The organism is Gallaecimonas mangrovi (genome assembly GCF_003367375.1).
Classification (GTDB): Bacteria; Pseudomonadota; Gammaproteobacteria; order Enterobacterales; family Gallaecimonadaceae; genus Gallaecimonas; species Gallaecimonas mangrovi.
The window spans coordinates 612,111-629,417 of the sequence record NZ_CP031416.1; the positions used below are offsets into that span (position 1 = coordinate 612,111).

Sequence of the window (17,307 nt, forward strand, 5' to 3'; positions counted from 1 at the left end):
TTTTGCTCGTTTATTAAACCACTGGTAAATTAGCCCTCACTAGATAAAGAAACACAATTTGCTTGCTAGGAGATAAGACAGTGTTTGAGGGGACCTGTCGTTATCGCTCCAAAGGTTTTTCATTGCTAGAAGTGCTGGTGGCACTGGTTGTATTGAGCTTTGGCATTCTTGGTGCCGTCGCTATGCAATTGGCCGCCAAACGAGGCAGTTTTGGGGCTTTGGAAAGAACTCAAGCCATGAGTCTGGCCAACGACTATGTTGAGCGTGCGCGTAGCAACCCGCTCGGCGTAGCGTTGTATGCTGGCGATATGGGCTATCAGCAGTCTGTTACCAGCTCTTCCGGTTGCTCAACCACTACACCCTGCAATAGCTCAGCTCTGGCTGCCTGGGATAAATACCAATGGCACCAAACGTTATTGGGTGCCACTACGGTTGAGGGCACCACTAACCTGCCGCTGTTATTGCACGCCGTTGGCTGTGTCACCGTCGCTGCCAACCTGATGACTGTTACCCTTTCCTGGGATGGCACCGAAGCAACCGTTGATGGCGCCATTAATGGTAACTGTGGCACCGCCTCCACTCGCCGCCGGCAAGTGCAAGTCAAAAGCGTGGTGTTTTGATGAAGACGGCGCGGGGCTTTTCGTTAGTGGAATTAATGGTGGCCATGACCTTGGGGTTGGTGATGGCGGCCGCTATTTCGGCGGTTTTTGTGGCCTCCAAGCGTGGGGTGAAGTCGACCGAGCAAATCGGCGAGCTTCAGGAAAATGCCAGTTATGCCCTGCGTTTGGTGACTGAAGATCTGCGCCAAGCCGGCATGATGGGACCAATGAGCGGCACGCCACTGATTGTTGATACCAACCTGTCACTCAATGGTGTGGCCGTTGCTAGCGGCAGTGATTGCAGTGGCGGTGGTGTTAACAACGCATCGTTACCCAGAGACACGGCCCCGGCTGGTAGCTTTTTAATGCTCTGGGGCGGTATTGCTGCCAGCGGTGTGATGAGCTGCTTGGACAGCAAGGCTGTTACCGGCACCGATATTTTGCAAATCAAACGTTTAGCCGGGCCCGTTGCCACCAGTAGTTCATGGCAAACCGCGAGTCTGTATCTGCTAATGAACAGCAATAACGCGCGTTTTTGGCCGGGTTCCACCGCTGGCGAATTTACTAGCCCGCCTATTACCAATGGCGAATATTGGCGCTACATCCACCACATTTATTACATCGCTGATGAAACGCGCGGCAATTTGACAGTGCCGGTGCTTAAACGCCGCTACCTCACCATTGACGGTGGCAACCTGGTGATGGCCGATGAAGATTTAGTCGAAGGCGTAGAGCGCTTTCACCTGATGTATGGCATCGATACCGATGATGACGCTATCCCCAACTACTATGCCAGCGCCAGTGAGCTAACGGACGCCGACTGGATTGGCTCTTCGGGGCAGCGGGTGGTGGCGGCGCGGATTTATTTATTAATTCGTACCCAACTGAGCGATGCCAATTACGATGCCAGCATCAGCTACACCTTGGGCGATATGACGCCCTATAGCCCGGCCGACCACTACCGGCGCTTACTGCTACAAAGCACCATCACTTTGCCCAATCCCCAATACCAGCAACTGAGCTTTTAGAGGTGACGATGAGAACAGGTCAATCAGGACTGGTGTTGTTTGTAGCGCTGATCTTTTTGCTGATCATCACCATTCTTGGGGTGGCGCTGCTGTCCAATAGCGCCATGGACGCCAAGGTGGCCGGGGCGGTTAGCGACAGGGCCGAGGCCTTGCAAACCGGTAATGGCATGTTGGGTGACGTGATGAAAAACGCCGCTACCAACAGCACCTTTTTACAAGACATCACCGCTTACCCTATTACCGTAAATACCACGCTCACCGACAACGAAGGTAACAGCCGCCAAACCACGGTGGTTTATAAGCTAGAGGCCACCTGTCCACGCAGTGAAAGGGGCAACAGCGCTGACACCTTTACCTGCCGCCATTTTACCGACTCGGCAACGGTGACCTTTGGCCGCTACCAGCTTGGCCAGCTCAAGGTGGTGAATGGTGTGGCGCAACCTTTGATATCGCCAACAGGGAGCTGATCTATGACACTGCGCACCTTAGTGACAGCTTTGCTGACCAGTTTGCTGTTGGCCTCGACCACCCTGGCTGAAGATATCGATCTCTACGTGGTACGAAACGGTGGCCTGGATACCTACAAACCGCAGCTATTGATCATCTTTGATAACTCCGGATCGATGGATACCCAGCTCGACAGCGCTTACGACACTTACGATCCGGCAACCACCTATGCCGCCGTTGATTCAGCGCACCAATACCAAGACGACATCATCTACTACCTGCCGAACAGTGAAGTCAGTGACAACTTAGAAGCGCCGCCACTGACCGATTTCGAAGGCAAAAAACGCCGCTTTAGCGAGGTTGATAACGGCTGCGCCGCCAGTTTTACCCCACTTGCCGAGCAGGGGCGTTATTCCGGGGTGGTGAAATATGTACGCTACCAAGGGCAATCGGGGCAATGGGATTCACTGCCCAATAACTCAGGCCTGGGTAACAAGCCGGTAGTAGATTGTTTGGATGATTTTTTAGCGGAGGATGCTACCAACGCCGACGGCTATGACAGTGGTTGGCCAAAACGCGACCCCGGTAAAAATGCCAGCCCCTACACCACCAATTTTTCTATTACCAATCGCCGGGTTAATGAGGGCAACAGCGACTACCAGAATTTTTCGCGTAACCGTGACGGTTTCACCCTGTTTACAGCCAATTACCTGCGGTATTTGGCACTGATTGAAGATGGCCAATTATCTGGCCCCAAATCGCGTTTGGAAGTCGCTAAAGAAGCGGTAAGCGACATTATCAACTCTGCCCCCGGTGTCGATTTTGGCTTGGTGGTATTTAACCGCAATACCAGCTCGTCCACCGACGGTGGCCGCGTGGTGCAAGCGCTGACAAGCCGCGACGATATGTCGACCTTCAATAGCATTGTGCAGGACTTGGGGGCTGACACCAATACGCCCCTTTGTGAAACCACCGCCGAAGTGATGCGCTATCTCACCGGTAGCAGCGTTGTCTACGGTAACAATGGCGGCAGCATGACGCCGGTAAAAGACACGAGCGCTGAAGATGGCGCCGGTGCTTATGTGTCACCGTTTTCGACCTGCGCCGAAAAAATTTATGTGGTGATGATAACCGACGGCGAGCCGACTTCTGACACCGATGCCAACAGCACCGTCAGTAGTTTGCCTGGTATTGGCAGCGCTTACAGCGTTAATGGCACCACCACCTGGTTGCCCGCGTTAGCCGGGTGGCTGCACGACAATGACCTTAATAGCAGCATTGCTGGCACCCAAAGCGTGGATTTTTACACCATCGGCTTTGCCCTTGATGAGGGTGATAACGCCGAGCCGATTTTGGAAGAGACCGCCGAGCGCGGTGGTGGCGAGTATTTTTCTGCCCAAGAAGCGTCCGAGTTGAGTGGGGCGCTGCAAAAGGTGGTGGCAGAGGTTTCTACTAAGTCGGCCGCTTTTACCTCGCCTTCGATTGCTGCCAACAATTTTGACCGCACCCGCTCGCTTGACTCGGTGTATTACGCGATGTTTTTGCCCTCGGCCGGGCCGCATTGGTTGGGGAATATTAAGAAGCTCAAAGTGACTGATGATGATGACATTGTTGATGCCAATGGTGACTCGGCTATTACCGATTCGGGGGATATCAGTGAGTCTGCCAAAACCTTTTGGAGCACGTCACAAGACGGCAACGACACCCGTACCGGCGGTATTAATGAGCATCTTAGAACCCAGGCTGCGGCCGGTACCCGTACTTTATATACCAACAGCAGCACGGCATTGGTGAGCTTGACTAAGGCCAACCTTGAAACCATTGCTGGCACAGAAGACGCGCTTGCTACCGCCATGGATACCAGCAGTGACCAAATTCAAAGCACCTTAGATTGGCTTTACGGCATTGATGTTGATGACGACGACGATGATGGCTCGAATGCCGATGTTCGCGCCGTGATTATGGGCGATCCATTGCATTCCAAACCGCTGGCTATCAACTACGGTACCAGTGACGGTGCCAGTGATGTGCGTTTGCTGGTGGGGACTAACCAAGGGGCGGTGCACCTTTTTAAAGATGAAGGTGACAGTGCTGAGGAAAGCTGGGCGTTCTTTCCTTATCAGGAGCTTCCCAAAGCGTATTTGCTGAGGGAAAACAGTGCCGATATCAGCAAAATTTACGCAATGGACGGCACCCCTTCGGCTTGGGTTTATGACAAAGATGACGACGGTGTTGTCGAACCTGCCAGCGGTGACAAAGTCTGGGCTTATATTGGCCAGCGCCGTGGCGGCAGTGCTTACTATGGCCTGGATATCAGCAACCCTGACAGCCCGGCATTACTGTGGCGTATCGATAACCAAAGCGCCGGCTTTAGTGAGCTGGGGCAAAGTTGGTCAACGCCGGTAGTGGTTAACATTCCTGGCCATAGCGGGCCGGTGGTTATAGTTGGAGCTGGCTATGACCCCGTTAGCGACAGTGACGACCCCAGTGCGGCCACCACCGGCCGCGGTATTTACATCATTGATGCACAGCAGGGGACCTTGGTGTGGAGTGCAACCCCAGCCGACACCACCGCCACCAACCTGCAGGTTGCCTTTCCTGCCTCCATTCCAAATAAGATTGCCACCCTGGACAGTGACGGTGACGGCCTGGTTGATAGGCTTTATGCCAGTGATGTGGCCGGCAACATTTGGCGCGTGGATATGCCAAGCTCGGCGCCTTTTGATAGCACCAATCCTTGGACGGTATTTAAATTCGCCAGTTTAGGCGGCAGTGATGCCAGTAATCGTAATTTCTTCCAGGCACCCACCATAGTGCAAACCCAATACACACAAACCGTTAGCACCCAGGTTAGTAGCGGTGACGATGACAGTACCAGCACGGTGGTCACCACTCAGGTGCTGCCTTACGACGCCGTAGTGATTGGCTCGGGCAAAAGGCCAGACCCTTTAGGAACCGATATTACCGACATGCTGTTTGTGCTGCGTGACACCAATATTGTTACCGGCATTCAAGGCAAAACCCTAACCACCCTTACGCTTAGCGATCTCTATGATATGTCCAGCCAACCCTTTGCAGAAGACTTGGATAGCGAGGCATTGCAAACCGAAGAATTGGCGTTGGGAACGGCGAAGGGGTGGTTTTTTGATTTGCCTAATTTGGGTGAAAAATCGCTAGCGACACCGCTTGTAATCGATGGCGTTGCCTATTTCACTACCTACACGCCGCCGGCCAGCGAGTCGTCTGATTCAGAAGACTGTCTTGCTGAAGGGGTGGGGAGGCTTTATGCCTTAGATTTGCATCGCGGCTATAACGTTTATGACTGGGGAGTGGTGGAGATCCCAGGCAAGTTGCCTGACACACCCGTGGTGCACGCAGGCCAGGATAGCGACGGCAACAGTGTTATCCGCATTATTGGGGTTGGGCGCGTAGACACTGGCGACGGCAGTGGTAACACCAAACCGACGCTGCCGGTGGACATTTCAATGGATGCTGACCGTATTTATTACTACGTGGAGGAGCAATGAACCCTGTTCGCGGCTTTTCACTGATAGAGCTGATGGTAACGGTGGTTGTTGTTGGCATTATTGCCAGTGTGGCTTACCCCAGTTACACCCGCTACTTAGCCAAATCCAACCGGGCAGAGGCGCAGGCCGAATTAATGCGGCTGGCTGGCCTTGAAGAGCAGTACCGTATTGACCACCGCAGTTACACCAGCGATTTGTCCAAAGTGGGCGGCACTGCCAGCAGTTACAGTATCGCTAAAGGCACCTTTACCGTGAGTGCCACAGCAGACACCGACACCCTGACACTGACTGCCACCGCCTCTAGCGCCCAAGCTGATAAAGACCCAGACTGCGCCGTGCTCAGTCTGGATGAAACCGGTAAAAAGACGGCGAAAAACAGTAGCAACGGAGGCGCTGATGGCTGCTGGTAAACTTATTGGCTGGGTATGGACTTTGGCGATGAGCTTTTCAAGCTTTGCAGCCGAAAATGTTGAATATAAATGCTTTTTGCAGTTAAACGGCAAAACGCCTTTTATTGCGCACTTTGTGGTACCTGAAAGTAAAGGGCCCGCGCTGGCGTTCTCGCTGCCTTATACCCATCTTCATATCAGTGGTAAGCCGGTTGTGACCAAGGTTTATGAATGTGTCGTTGCCACGAAAGCATTTGCGAGTGCTGAGGCGATAGCGCAAGAAAAACAGCAAGTTTTTTAGTTGCAGCTTAAGTGGTTACCGTTTTGGTCATCGCGGTAGCCATCGTTATCAACATCTTCAGCAACCCGGCTACGACCGGTTTTGGTGATAATAACGCCATTGTAGAGGTTGGCATTGCTCCCTTCACATAACACCAGGGTGCCCGCATTGGTTTTCAGCATGCCGTCGGCGGCAAAAGCGATACTGCTTTGGTCAAATACCCGCTGGTGATCTGCCGCAGCTAAGGTTTGCAGTATCTCGTCATCAGCGCTTTTTTTATTATCAGCGTCGGTATCGACAAACACGCTTATTTCACCGTTCCAACTGCTGGTGCAGCTGTTATTCACCAGTGGGCAAACCACCACCGGCATTTGATAATTCAAGGCGTGATGCCGGGCACTTGCTAGCATGGCTTGCAGTTGACTGGCTTCGGAGCTGAGTTGGTTGTCTGTCACGAAACGACTCAGTGAGGGATAGCTAATGGTCACTAAAATGGCCGCCACCACCAGAGTCATCATTAATTCGACCAACGTAAATCCGTTTTCCCTCATGGCTGCTCTCTAATGCTGAACGTCACTTTATGATAACAAGTTATGGATAGGCGTTAGTTCTTCCAGCAATCGCTGGGGGTTTTATTGTCGTTTTGATCCAGCGTCAGGGTAGTGCAGCCGCTATCGCCAGTTTGCGAGCCAGTCGCCACCGCTTGCAGCGTATAAGTGCTGGCGCTGACATTGTTAATACTGATGGTGTAGTGGTTGCTGCTGGCGCCGCCTAACTGCACTAATGTGGCAAAGCTGTTGTTTTTCACTCGGTAGCTTTCTTCTGCCAACTGCAACTTAAGTAATTGTCCTTGCACATCAGCGCGATGGGATTCCAGTACATAACGTTGGTAGCTCGGATAAGCGATCCCCGCCAGGATGGCGAGTACAGCCACTACTATCATCAATTCAAGCAAGGTCACACCCCGCATTCTCTTCATCATTAGCACCTTCTAAGGCTTGGCTATACTCAGTGAAAAACTATAGGTCACAACCGGGAGATAAGCGGTGCGAGACGCTTTAAGAGAACCGGGATTTACCTTGCTTGAGCTACTTATCACCATTGCCGTGGTCAGTATTTTGGCCAGCATTGCCGTGCCTTCTTTTCAGTCTGTCGTTAAAGAGCGGCAATTGGCCCAGGCGGCGGAAAGTATCCGTAACCAGATTTTGTTAGGGAAAAGTGAAGCGGTTCGCTTAAATCAAGACCTGCATTTTTTTGTTTCCAACTATTCCACCTCTTCGCAAGCCAGCTGGTGTGTGGGTGTTACCTCGGAAAGTGTCAGCGACGGTGACGAATGCAATTGCGCCTTTTTTCTCGACCCCGCTATCAGCTCTGGCAAGTGCGACCTCGCTGGCAGCGGTGCCGCCAGAGCCTTGCAAGCTAATGATTTAAAAGGGGTGAAGGTTTACACCAGCCCCAGCGACCACCTTTTTACCCTTAACGCCAGGAATAAAGGCAGTGAAGCCGGAAATCTCTGTGTTGTCAGGGAAGACGATCCCAGTGAAGGGCGCTGTGTAACCCTTTCGTCCTTTGGGAAAGTCAGCATCGTTGACAACATTGGGAGCTGCTCTTCATGTCCGTAATACCGCGCCAGCAAGGCATGACATTGGTGGAACTGATGGTAGCCATGGCCATGGGGTTGGTGGTTATTCTAGCGGCTACTACCTTGTTCTCGGCAACGGTAGGTGCCAGCTCCATCGCCACCCGGATGACGGTACTGCGTAGCGATTTAAATATTGTTGCCAACATGATGTCTGCCGACATTCGCCGTGCAGGCTTTTCCGCTGACGCCACCGACGCCTTTGGCAAAGAAGCGTGCTCCAGCGATTTTGAAAACAACTGTCCCTTTACCTTTAAAGCCAGCCGTGACCTTACCAGCAGTTGCGTGATTGCCCGCATGGACGCCAATGAAGATGGTGCCTTGGATATCAACACTGATGAAGTGCGGGGCTACGTGTTTGAAAGCAACATGGTGCATTTTGTTAAAAGCTGGACCGGCACGCCAAGCTGCGCAACTGTCGCCACCAAAGAAGCGATGGCCCTGCCGGATGATTTAACGCTGAGTAATATCAGTTTTAGCTACGAAGCAGGCGCGACCGATACCGGTATTCGCTCGGTGGTGATATCTATCACCGGTGCCAGCGGCCGGACCCCTGAGCTAACCATGACCTTAAATCAGGAAGTGAGGCTTCGTAATGATGACCTCTAAAGCAAAGGGTTTTGTCACGCTAACCGTTACCCTCATTATTATGGTAATGGCCATTGGTGTGGCTGTTTTTACGGCGCGCAATAAGGTCAATGAAAACCGCATTTTGCTTAACGAAGTGCGTTATGAACAAGCTTTTGAAGCTTCTGAAAGCGGCATTGAATATGCCATGGCGCAAGTACGTAAGAATGCGCAGCAAGGCGCGCTTGCATTTACGCTTAACTCTTCGGCCATCTCGGCAGCGCAAACGACTTTTACCCTGACCTCCATCGAAGATGCCGTCGATTTCACTTCAACTTACGGCGAAAGTGTCACCTATCCGGTAGCCAATCTTGTGGCAGTGGGGACCTCGCAAGATGGCTCTACAACCCAAACCCATCGCCAAACCTTGGTTGTAACGCCGGTGGTATCGGTGGGGCCAACGTCGCCGCTGACGGTGGGCGGCACCATGACCATTGGCGGCTCGTTTAGTGTGGCGGCCAATCCCAATGGCAGTGGCAGGGGCGTGCCCATTTCGGTGTGGATGAGCGACCCGGTGGATTTAAGCGGCAGTGTTAAAACCTGTGGCCAGCAGGAATGGAGCAACGGTGATTGCACCAGCGCTACTTACTCATCCAAAGACAGCCGCGGCATCGACATTGTCGATAACGACGCTAACTTTCCCGATGATTTGTTTGCCTACATCTTTGGCATTAGCAGTGACAATTGGCAAGACATTAAAAGTGACGCCTCATACCTTCTGGACGATTGTTCTAGTCTGACCGGCAGTGAAAGCGGCCTTATCGTTGTACAAGGCGAATGCGACCTTAAAGTTAATTTAGGCACCCAGGCCGAACCGGCATTATTGCTGGTGGTTGACGGCGATCTCACCCTCAATGCCAACAACAGTTTCTACGGCGTGATTTTCAGTTTCCATACCGACCCGGCGGTGAGCACCACTTTCAAATCAAACGGTACCGCTGAAATGAATGGCGCCCTGATTGCCAATCATGATGTGTCTATCACCTCAGGCACCTTCGGTGTGCGCTTTGACGAGCTGGCCTTGGCCAATGTAAAAGCCGGTAGCAGCTTCCAACGGGTTTGGCGGTTGCCGGGTAGCTGGAGAGACTGGTAATGCAGAGGCGTAATAGAGGCTTTGGCCTGATTGAAGTGATGATCGCTATTGTCGTTATCGGTATTGGCGTGGCAGGCCTGGTAACGCTGCAGAAAGTGTTTTTACGCAATAGCAGTGAGAATATAACGCGCAGTGTTGCCATGGAGTTGGCCAAAGGCAAGCTGGAAGATTTTCGCCGCTTTGACGATGTCACCGATGGCACCACAAACTATGTAGACATTGTCAGTGGTAGCGACAGCTTAACGGTCAGTGGCCAGACATTTAACCGCAGCTGGACCGTTGCCGATCTATATTACGATGCCGCGACCGGCAGCTGGTCGGCTACCAAGCCCAATGGTGCGGTTTCGTCTGACCAGAAACTCATTACCATCAACGTGGCTTGGAGCAACATCAACGGCAGTGACTCGGTGGTACTGAACTCCTCTCTGTCAGCCACCTCAACGGCAGACCGCAAACAATCACTAGACCCCGACGCCGATAGCTCTGGCCCGCAAGTTACCTATACCCCCGGCCTGGCACCAGACGTTATTGCCTTAAATTTAAGTACCAATGGCGACGGCAACCAGCGTGAAACCAGTAAACCCTTACCGGAAGTCAGTAAGCAAGACGGCAGTACCTTGGTAAAATTTGATACCGTGACTTACCAGCCCAACAGCACCACCTTGATTCGCGAAGACTTCGCCACCATTAATTGCACCTGCAACACCACCGGTAGCACGGCGCAAAGCTATACTCCTTTTCGCTCGCGACCAGACGTAGATGAAAACGGTAAGGTCAATGCTTACCAAGTCATTGTGGATGATGGTGTTTTAGTCACAAAAACCACTGGTAGCCCCGCCTCTAATAACACCTCAACCTATTGCACGGTTTGCTGTGGTAATCATTTTGATGCCAGCAGTGGCGATTACCCGGCTTTTGACCCCGACCGTACAGCGCCCCATAGCCATTTCAGCTTTAACCAAAGTAGTTACAACACTTTTAATGCCAGCACCTATACAAGCAGTAATTTCTCAGCGGTGACCAATGGCAACTATTTGGAAGCTTGCCGGCTACTGCGGGTTGACGGTTATTACCGCGTCACACAAGACTGGCAACTGGTTGACATTGTGATGATGCGAAAAGACTGGCTGGAAGATGCAGACAACCAGACGCTGTATCAGCAATATGTCTTGAATAAGGTGAAGGACTACCTCACTGGCAGCAGCGATGCCAACAAGGACGAATTGCGTGATGCCTTATCACCGGCCTCCATCACGGTCAGCCAAACCGGCGTTATTCAGCTGATGGCGCGCGGTATTTATATCGACTATTTAACCGCAGCAGACAAAGCGGATTTGGCCAGTATTGTCAGCTCTGGCGACAGTGACTGGCCCTCTTTAGTGCCTTTTTATGATGTTAACCTGACACTCCTAGTGGACTGGAAGGTCACCTCTGGCTCCGGGCTGTCGGTTACCAACGAAACCATTAAGTCAGTTGATAGCGACCCTAACTCCGATTACTACGGCACCTATAGCCGTGGTGCGTTAACGGTTGCCAAAGCGGCCAACGGTACTGTTGCGGTGAGGGCTCGAGAGGGCAATTCCGGCGTTACCGGTTCCTTACCAACCGATCTGGCGGATGCCACCAACTATTTGGAAGATGCTCTGGCCGTTTCCCTTGCTAACGGCGGCTATGCGGTAAAAGGGGTGCTAAGTTGCCGCGAGATGAAAGCTAACGGCAATGCCACTACCGACTGTGACGTCAGTGTCCCTGAGGCCGTCACTATCACGGCTATCGCCAGTGGCGATGCCAGTGCTGACCCCAATATCAGTTGTGTGGTGGTGACGGCGGGTGGCACCAATGCCAAAACCGAATACAGCTGCACCGGTTTTAGCGCCAGTTGGGTGGGCAGTATTTCCATGAGCTATGACAGTTATACCTTTAATCCAACCAGTATTAGCGTGGATATTGCCAATCAGGCTGATAGTGACGGCTTGGTAAGTGGCACGGCGACGGCGGTGCTGATGTGTTCGCCAGCGGTGGTATCAAACAGCAAATGCAGTTGATATTGTTGCCTTTCGTGTTGAAACGTTATGCTTGTCGCTACTGACTTATTTATTTGCGCCGGATCTGTAGATGAAAAAGATTGAAGCCATCATTAAACCGTTCAAGCTGGACGATGTTCGCGAAGCGCTGGCGGAAGTTGGTGTTAACGGCATGACCGTTTGCGAAGTTAAAGGCTTTGGGCGTCAAAAAGGCCACACTGAGCTGTATCGCGGCGCAGAGTACATGGTGGATTTTCTGCCCAAGGTAAAGGTAGAGCTGATTGTGCAGGCCGATGAACTAGAAAGGTGTATTGACGCCATCATGCAGGCAGCGCAAACCGGTAAAATCGGCGATGGCAAAATTTTTGTCACCGATGTGGCGCGGGTTATTCGGATCCGAACCGGTGAGGAAAACGAAGAGGCGATATAAAAAAGCGGCCCTAGAGGCCGCTTTTTTTATTGTGCAAGAGCGCTATTGGGGTAGTTTTTGGTGAGCACCGCCAAGGCGTGCTGCTTTAACTCCGGTATTCCCAGCTTGTCGTAGCAGGTTACAAGTAACTCCAATGCCTTTTCTTGGGCCTTGGTGTCTTTGTAGTTATCCACCACGGCTTGCGCACGGTTAGCTGCCGCAACCCAGGCTTGGCGTTTAACGTAGTAACGGGCAACAGCAAGCTCATAGTTAGCGAGGCGATTTTTTAAATAAATCATGCGCTGGCGAGCATCGGCGGCATATTTTGAGTTAGGAAACTTCTTGATAAGGGTCGCGAAGTCGTCAAAAGCCGTACGAGAATTGCTCGGATCTTTATCGGTTTGGTCAACCAGCAGTAGCTGTTGGAAAAAATTATTGTCCATCGCCATGTGGTTCAAACCACGCATGTAATACGCGTAATCCAGGTCGGAATGCTGTGGATTGAGCTTGGTAAAGCGGTCAATCACAGACACTGATGAGGCATAATCCCCTTGCTTGTAATAGGCATATATCAGGTCCAATTGAACCTGGTGGGAATAGGGGCCGAATGGATAGCGAGAATCCATTTTTTCAAGAATATCAGAGGCTTTCTTGAAGTTGCCCAGCGCCAGTGCGGCTTCTGCTGATTCAAAACCGTCTTTGGCCGACTTCAGTTTTACGCCGCTGTCATCTTTGTCGTGGCTGGCACAACCACCCAGAGCGAGACCGAGGGCCAATAGCAGGGTGAGGCAGCGTCCTTTTGTCATCATCATTCGTGGTTCTTTCCCATACCTTGTTGCAAAGGCACTGTGCTACGTGCCAAAGGGGAGTAAACTATATCTCTTTTGGCGCATTCTAACCCAGTACCCTGTAATGTCACAGGGGCGACAATGAGTCTTCTATGCGTGAAGTTATCGAATTAAGTGCTGAAGCGAAACCTGAGCACCTTGGTCAACGCTTGGATCAGGTTTTGGCCGATTTGTTCCCCGATCATTCCCGTTCAAGGCTAAAAGAATGGATCCTGGCTGGCAATGTCCAGGTTGACGGGCTGAAAATTGATAAACCAAGACACAAGATGCTTGGTATTGAACTCCTTGATATAAAAGCAGAAGTTGAGGCTGATGACCGTTTTAAAGCGGAAGAAATTGACCTTAATCTGGTTTTTGAAGATGAGCACATTTTAGTGATCAATAAACCGGCGGGATTGGTGGTTCACCCTGGCGCCGGTAATGCAGATGGCACTTTGCTTAATGCCTTATTGCATCACTGCCCGGAAATTGGCGTGGTTCCCCGCGCCGGTATTGTGCATCGTTTGGATAAAGACACTACCGGTTTGATGGTGGTCGCGAAAACCTTGGCGGCGCAAACTCACCTGGTAGAAAAGCTGCAAGCGCGCGACATTACCCGCGAATACGAGGCGTTAGCTATCGGCTTAATGACCGCGGGTGGCAGCGTTGATGCCCCCATTGGTCGTCATCCCACCAAGCGCACACATATGGCGGTGGTAAAAGACGGTAAGCCAGCGGTGACCCATTATCGGGTGGCTGAAAAGTTTCGCCTGCATACCCGGCTGCGGCTGCGGCTTGAATCCGGCCGTACCCACCAAATTCGCGTGCACATGGCGCACATCGGCCATCCCTTGGTAGGCGACCCACTTTATGGCGGCCGCAGTCGGTTGTTGAAAAACACTGACCAGCAAACCCAGGACAAGCTGCGTCTCTTCCCGCGTCAGGCTTTGCACGCAGCAAGGCTGATGCTTGAGCACCCTATTAGCGGCGAAGACATGAGCTGGGAAGCGCCAATACCTGACGATATGCTCGGCCTTTACGACTTATTACGTGAGGACATGGCCAGTCATGGCGATTAATCGGATAGATAACGTTTTTCCCCAAGGGGTAGAGGCGTTTTTCACCGACAGAATCGGCGGCGTTAGCCAAGGGCCATATGGCGGCTTTAACGTTGGTGCCCACGTGGGCGATGTGCCATCACGGGTGGCTTATAACCGCGTGCTGCTAGAAATACAGGGCGGTTTGCCGCAACAGCCAAGGTGGTTAAATCAAGTACATGGCACCAAGGTGCAAACCGATACCACGCATTTTGATTGCGCCGATGCGGCGGTATCCACGCAGCCTAACGAGCCTCTTGCCATTATGACGGCAGACTGCTTACCCGTATTGTTTGCGTCAAAAGACGGCCTGCTAGTGGCCGCTGCTCATGCTGGTTGGCGGGGGCTTGCGGCGGGTGTGCTTGAAGCCACTATTGAACAAATGGCTGTGCCAGCCAGTGACATTGTAGCCTGGCTTGGCCCCTGCATTGGTCCAAGGGCTTTTGAAGTGGGGGGCGAGGTTAAAGCGGCTTTTAGTAAAGAAGATGCCCCGGCTTTTACCGCCAAGGGTGAAAAGTATTTGGCTGATTTGCAGCAACTGGCGGCTAATCGGCTGGCCCGGCTTGGCATTGAAAATATTCATCGCCAAGCCGACTGCACCTTTTCTCAAAGCGAACACTACTTCTCATATCGTCGAGAACAGGTCACTGGACGCATGGCTTTTGTGATTTGTCGCAAGATTTGACTTGAAAGTTCGGGGTTATGCTCCCACATAACAAGCATCTGATTCACGTAGGAGGCCCAGATGCATCCCGAACGCTTTACCAGTAAATTCCAACTGGCTTTGTCTGATGCCCAATCTCTCGCTCTGGGCCGCGACAATCAATTTATCGAACCTGCACACCTGATGATGGCGCTGCTCAACCAAGACAGCAGTGTTGTCAAACCCTTGTTTAGCCAAAACAAAGTGGATTTTAATCGCTTTCGTTCAGAGCTGGGTGAAGTGCTTGAAAAGCTTCCCCAAGTTGAGGGTACCGGCGGTGATGTTCAGGTTTCACGCGGCCTGGCTAATCTTCTGAATCTGTGCGACAAGCTCGCGCAAAAGCGCAAAGACAAATTTATTTCGTCCGAACTCTTTATTCTGGCGGCCTTGGAAGACCAAGGCGCGCTGGGCGAATTGCTGCGCAAACACGACCTGACCAAAGAAAAGGTTGAGCAATCCATTGAGTTGCTACGTGGCGGCCAGAAGGTGGACGACCCCAACGCCGAAGATACCCGACAAGCCCTTGAACGTTATACCGTTGATCTAACCGAACGTGCCGAACAAGGCAAGCTTGACCCGGTTATCGGCCGTGACGAAGAAATTCGCCGCACCATTCAGGTGCTGCAGCGCCGTACCAAAAACAACCCGGTGCTGATAGGGGAACCCGGGGTGGGTAAAACCGCCATTGTTGAAGGCCTGGCACAGCGCATTGTTAATGGCGAAGTGCCGGAAGGGTTAAAAAATAAACGGGTATTGTCCCTCGACTTAGGGGCGCTTTTGGCTGGCGCTAAATACCGCGGTGAGTTTGAAGAGCGCTTAAAAGCGCTACTGAATGAACTGGCCAAAGAAGAAGGGCAGGTCATTCTCTTTATCGACGAGTTGCACACCATGGTGGGTGCCGGTAAAGCCGATGGCGCTATGGACGCGGGCAACATGCTCAAGCCGGCCCTGGCCCGTGGTGAGCTGCACTGTGTGGGCGCGACCACGCTGGATGAATACCGCCAATACATTGAAAAAGACGCCGCACTTGAGCGTCGTTTCCAAAAAGTGTTGGTGGAAGAACCCAGCGTTGAAGACACCATTGCCATTTTGCGCGGCCTGAAAGAACGCTATGAAATTCATCACAGCGTTGAAATTACCGACCCGGCCATAGTGGCGGCGGCTACCTTGTCGCACCGCTACATTACCGACCGGCAATTGCCCGACAAAGCCATCGACCTTATCGACGAGGCCGCGTCTAGCATTCGCATGCAAATTGATTCCAAACCAGAAGAAATGGACCGGCTTGAGCGGCGGATGATCCAGCTAAAACTGGAACGCCAAGCACTGACCAAGGAAACCGACGATGCCTCTAAAAAACGTTTAGGGCTGCTCGAAGATGAACTGGCAGAGCTGGACTCACGCTATGAAGAGCTGGATGAAGTCTGGAACACCGAAAAGGCCGCGCTTTCTGGTACTCAGCAAATCAAGGCGCAATTAGAAGAAGCCCGTAAAGAGTTGGATATTGCCCGCCGGGCGGCCAACTACGAGCGGATGTCAGAGCTGCAATACGGCCGCATTCCCGAGCTTGAGAAACAGCTCGACTTGGCGGGCGCTGCTGAAATGCAGGAAATGAAGCTGCTCAAGCATAAAGTCAGCGAAGGGGAAATTGCCGACGTAGTTTCCCGCTGGACCGGTATTCCGGTGGCGAAAATGCTGGAAGGTGAGCGTGACAAGCTGCTGCAAATGGAGGCAAATCTGCACAAACGTGTGGTTGGCCAAGAAGAAGCGGTGAGCGCTGTTGCCAATGCCATTCGTCGTAGCCGTGCCGGGTTGTCTGACCCTAATCGTCCTATTGGCTCCTTCTTGTTCTTGGGGCCGACCGGGGTGGGTAAAACCGAACTCTGTAAAGCACTGGCCAGTTTCCTGTTTGACACTGAAGACGCCATGGTGCGTTTGGATATGTCGGAATTTATGGAAAAACACGCAGTGTCTCGCTTGGTTGGTGCGCCCCCGGGATATGTAGGCTACGAAGAAGGTGGCTACCTCACCGAAGCGGTGCGCCGGCGCCCTTATTCGGTCATCTTGCTCGATGAGGTGGAAAAAGCGCATCCAGATGTGTTCAACATTTTGCTGCAAGTCTTGGATGATGGCCGTCTGACAGACAGCCAAGGTCGCACCGTGGATTTTCGCAATACCGTGGTGATCATGACCTCGAACTTAGGCTCAGACCGCATTCAAGAGCATGCTGGCGAAGATTACGACGTCATGAAAGCCATGGTAATGGATGTAGTGGGGCAGCACTTTAGACCGGAATTTATCAACCGTATTGATGAAACCGTGGTGTTCCATCCGCTCAGCAATACCATCATTCGCCAAATTGCTGATATTCAGCTGGCGGGCTTGAAAAAACGTCTGGCTGAGCGCGAGTACGATCTGGAACTGACCGATGCCGCCTTGGATCTGTTATCCGAAGCCGGTTTTGACCCTGTCTTTGGGGCGCGCCCCTTAAAACGGGCCATTCAAAACCGTCTGGAAAACGGCTTGGCTAACAGCATTCTTAAAGGTGACTTGTTGCCGGGCAAACCCATTCATGTGGATGCCAAAGACGGCGAGTTAGTGATAACGCAGTAATAAAA

The 17,307-nt window shown here is 52.2% G+C and carries 17 protein-coding genes; 14 read left to right on the top strand and 3 right to left on the bottom strand.

Annotated features, from left to right (window positions below):
* Positions 1-80: 80 nt before the first annotated feature.
* The 6 genes from pilV to DW350_RS02925 are packed head-to-tail and all read left to right on the top strand — an operon-like array spanning position 81 to position 6,291.
* Positions 81-620 (top strand): type IV pilus modification protein PilV, encoded by a 540-nt coding sequence (gene pilV / locus DW350_RS02900; protein ID WP_192954790.1) that lies wholly within the window; start codon positions 81-83, stop codon positions 618-620.
* Positions 620-1,627 (top strand): PilW family protein, encoded by a 1,008-nt coding sequence (locus tag DW350_RS02905; protein ID WP_115720540.1) that lies wholly within the window; start codon positions 620-622, stop codon positions 1,625-1,627. Before pilV ends, DW350_RS02905 begins: the two co-directional genes overlap by 1 nt.
* 8 nt (positions 1,628-1,635) lie before the next feature.
* Positions 1,636-2,094 (top strand): PilX N-terminal domain-containing pilus assembly protein, encoded by a 459-nt coding sequence (locus DW350_RS02910; RefSeq protein WP_152032927.1) that lies wholly within the window; start codon positions 1,636-1,638, stop codon positions 2,092-2,094.
* Positions 2,095-2,097: 3 nt separating this feature from the next.
* The gene (locus DW350_RS02915; protein WP_115717413.1) at positions 2,098-5,601 is read left to right on the top strand and encodes a pilus assembly protein; all 3,504 of its coding nucleotides are present in this window, start codon (positions 2,098-2,100) and stop codon (positions 5,599-5,601) included.
* Positions 5,598-6,011 carry a type IV pilin protein gene (locus tag DW350_RS02920; RefSeq protein ID WP_115720541.1) on the top strand — a complete coding sequence of 138 codons (414 nt, stop codon included), beginning with the start codon at positions 5,598-5,600 and terminating at the stop codon, positions 6,009-6,011. The genes DW350_RS02915 and DW350_RS02920 overlap by 4 nt, the downstream gene beginning before the upstream one ends.
* Positions 5,998-6,291: a hypothetical protein gene (locus DW350_RS02925; protein ID WP_115717414.1), complete on the top strand. Its 294-nt coding sequence runs from the start codon at positions 5,998-6,000 to the stop codon at positions 6,289-6,291. Before DW350_RS02920 ends, DW350_RS02925 begins: the two co-directional genes overlap by 14 nt.
* On the opposite strand, the gene DW350_RS02930 is transcribed toward DW350_RS02925, so the two are convergent.
* Positions 6,288-6,821 (bottom strand): GspH/FimT family pseudopilin, encoded by a 534-nt coding sequence (locus tag DW350_RS02930; RefSeq protein ID WP_115717415.1) that lies wholly within the window; start codon positions 6,819-6,821, stop codon positions 6,288-6,290. The two genes, DW350_RS02925 and DW350_RS02930, sit on opposite strands and share 4 nt — an antisense overlap.
* A 53-nt stretch (positions 6,822-6,874) precedes the next feature.
* Positions 6,875-7,252 carry a type IV pilin protein gene (locus DW350_RS02935; RefSeq protein ID WP_115717416.1) on the bottom strand — a complete coding sequence of 126 codons (378 nt, stop codon included), beginning with the start codon at positions 7,250-7,252 and terminating at the stop codon, positions 6,875-6,877.
* Positions 7,253-7,316: 64 nt separating this feature from the next.
* Between DW350_RS02935 and DW350_RS02940 the strand changes: the two genes are divergently transcribed.
* From DW350_RS02940 to glnB, 5 genes are all read left to right on the top strand, one after another.
* Positions 7,317-7,892: a pilus assembly FimT family protein gene (locus DW350_RS02940; protein ID WP_115717417.1), complete on the top strand. Its 576-nt coding sequence runs from the start codon at positions 7,317-7,319 to the stop codon at positions 7,890-7,892.
* A complete protein-coding gene (locus DW350_RS02945) occupies positions 7,883-8,518 on the top strand; it encodes a PilW family protein (protein ID WP_115717418.1) in 636 nt (211 codons plus the stop codon). The genes DW350_RS02940 and DW350_RS02945 overlap by 10 nt, the downstream gene beginning before the upstream one ends.
* The gene (locus DW350_RS02950) at positions 8,505-9,629 is read left to right on the top strand and encodes a pilus assembly PilX N-terminal domain-containing protein (RefSeq protein WP_115717419.1); all 1,125 of its coding nucleotides are present in this window, start codon (positions 8,505-8,507) and stop codon (positions 9,627-9,629) included. Before DW350_RS02945 ends, DW350_RS02950 begins: the two co-directional genes overlap by 14 nt.
* Entirely contained in the window at positions 9,629-11,674 is a 2,046-nt protein-coding gene (locus DW350_RS02955; RefSeq protein WP_115717420.1) for a prepilin-type N-terminal cleavage/methylation domain-containing protein, read from the top strand. Before DW350_RS02950 ends, DW350_RS02955 begins: the two co-directional genes overlap by 1 nt.
* A gap of 70 nt (positions 11,675-11,744) precedes the next feature.
* Entirely contained in the window at positions 11,745-12,083 is a 339-nt protein-coding gene (glnB, locus tag DW350_RS02960; protein ID WP_115717421.1) for a nitrogen regulatory protein P-II, read from the top strand.
* Positions 12,084-12,109: 26 nt separating this feature from the next.
* Here the strand turns inward: glnB and DW350_RS02965 are convergent, their stop codons facing one another.
* On the bottom strand, positions 12,110-12,874 hold the full coding sequence (locus DW350_RS02965; protein ID WP_192954791.1) for an outer membrane protein assembly factor BamD: 765 nt from the start codon (positions 12,872-12,874) through the stop codon (positions 12,110-12,112).
* A 128-nt stretch (positions 12,875-13,002) separates the two neighbouring features.
* Here DW350_RS02965 and rluD point away from each other — a divergent pair, with 128 nt between their 5' ends.
* Genes rluD through clpB form a run of 3 tightly spaced genes read left to right on the top strand, consistent with a single transcriptional unit; the run spans position 13,003 to position 17,302 of the window.
* A complete protein-coding gene (gene rluD / locus DW350_RS02970; RefSeq protein WP_115717422.1) occupies positions 13,003-13,968 on the top strand; it encodes a 23S rRNA pseudouridine(1911/1915/1917) synthase RluD in 966 nt (321 codons plus the stop codon).
* The gene (gene pgeF / locus DW350_RS02975; RefSeq protein WP_115717423.1) at positions 13,958-14,671 is read left to right on the top strand and encodes a peptidoglycan editing factor PgeF; all 714 of its coding nucleotides are present in this window, start codon (positions 13,958-13,960) and stop codon (positions 14,669-14,671) included. Before rluD ends, pgeF begins: the two co-directional genes overlap by 11 nt.
* Positions 14,672-14,731: 60 nt before the next feature.
* A complete protein-coding gene (gene clpB / locus DW350_RS02980; RefSeq protein ID WP_115717424.1) occupies positions 14,732-17,302 on the top strand; it encodes an ATP-dependent chaperone ClpB in 2,571 nt (856 codons plus the stop codon).
* The last annotated feature ends 5 nt before the right edge of the window (positions 17,303-17,307 follow it).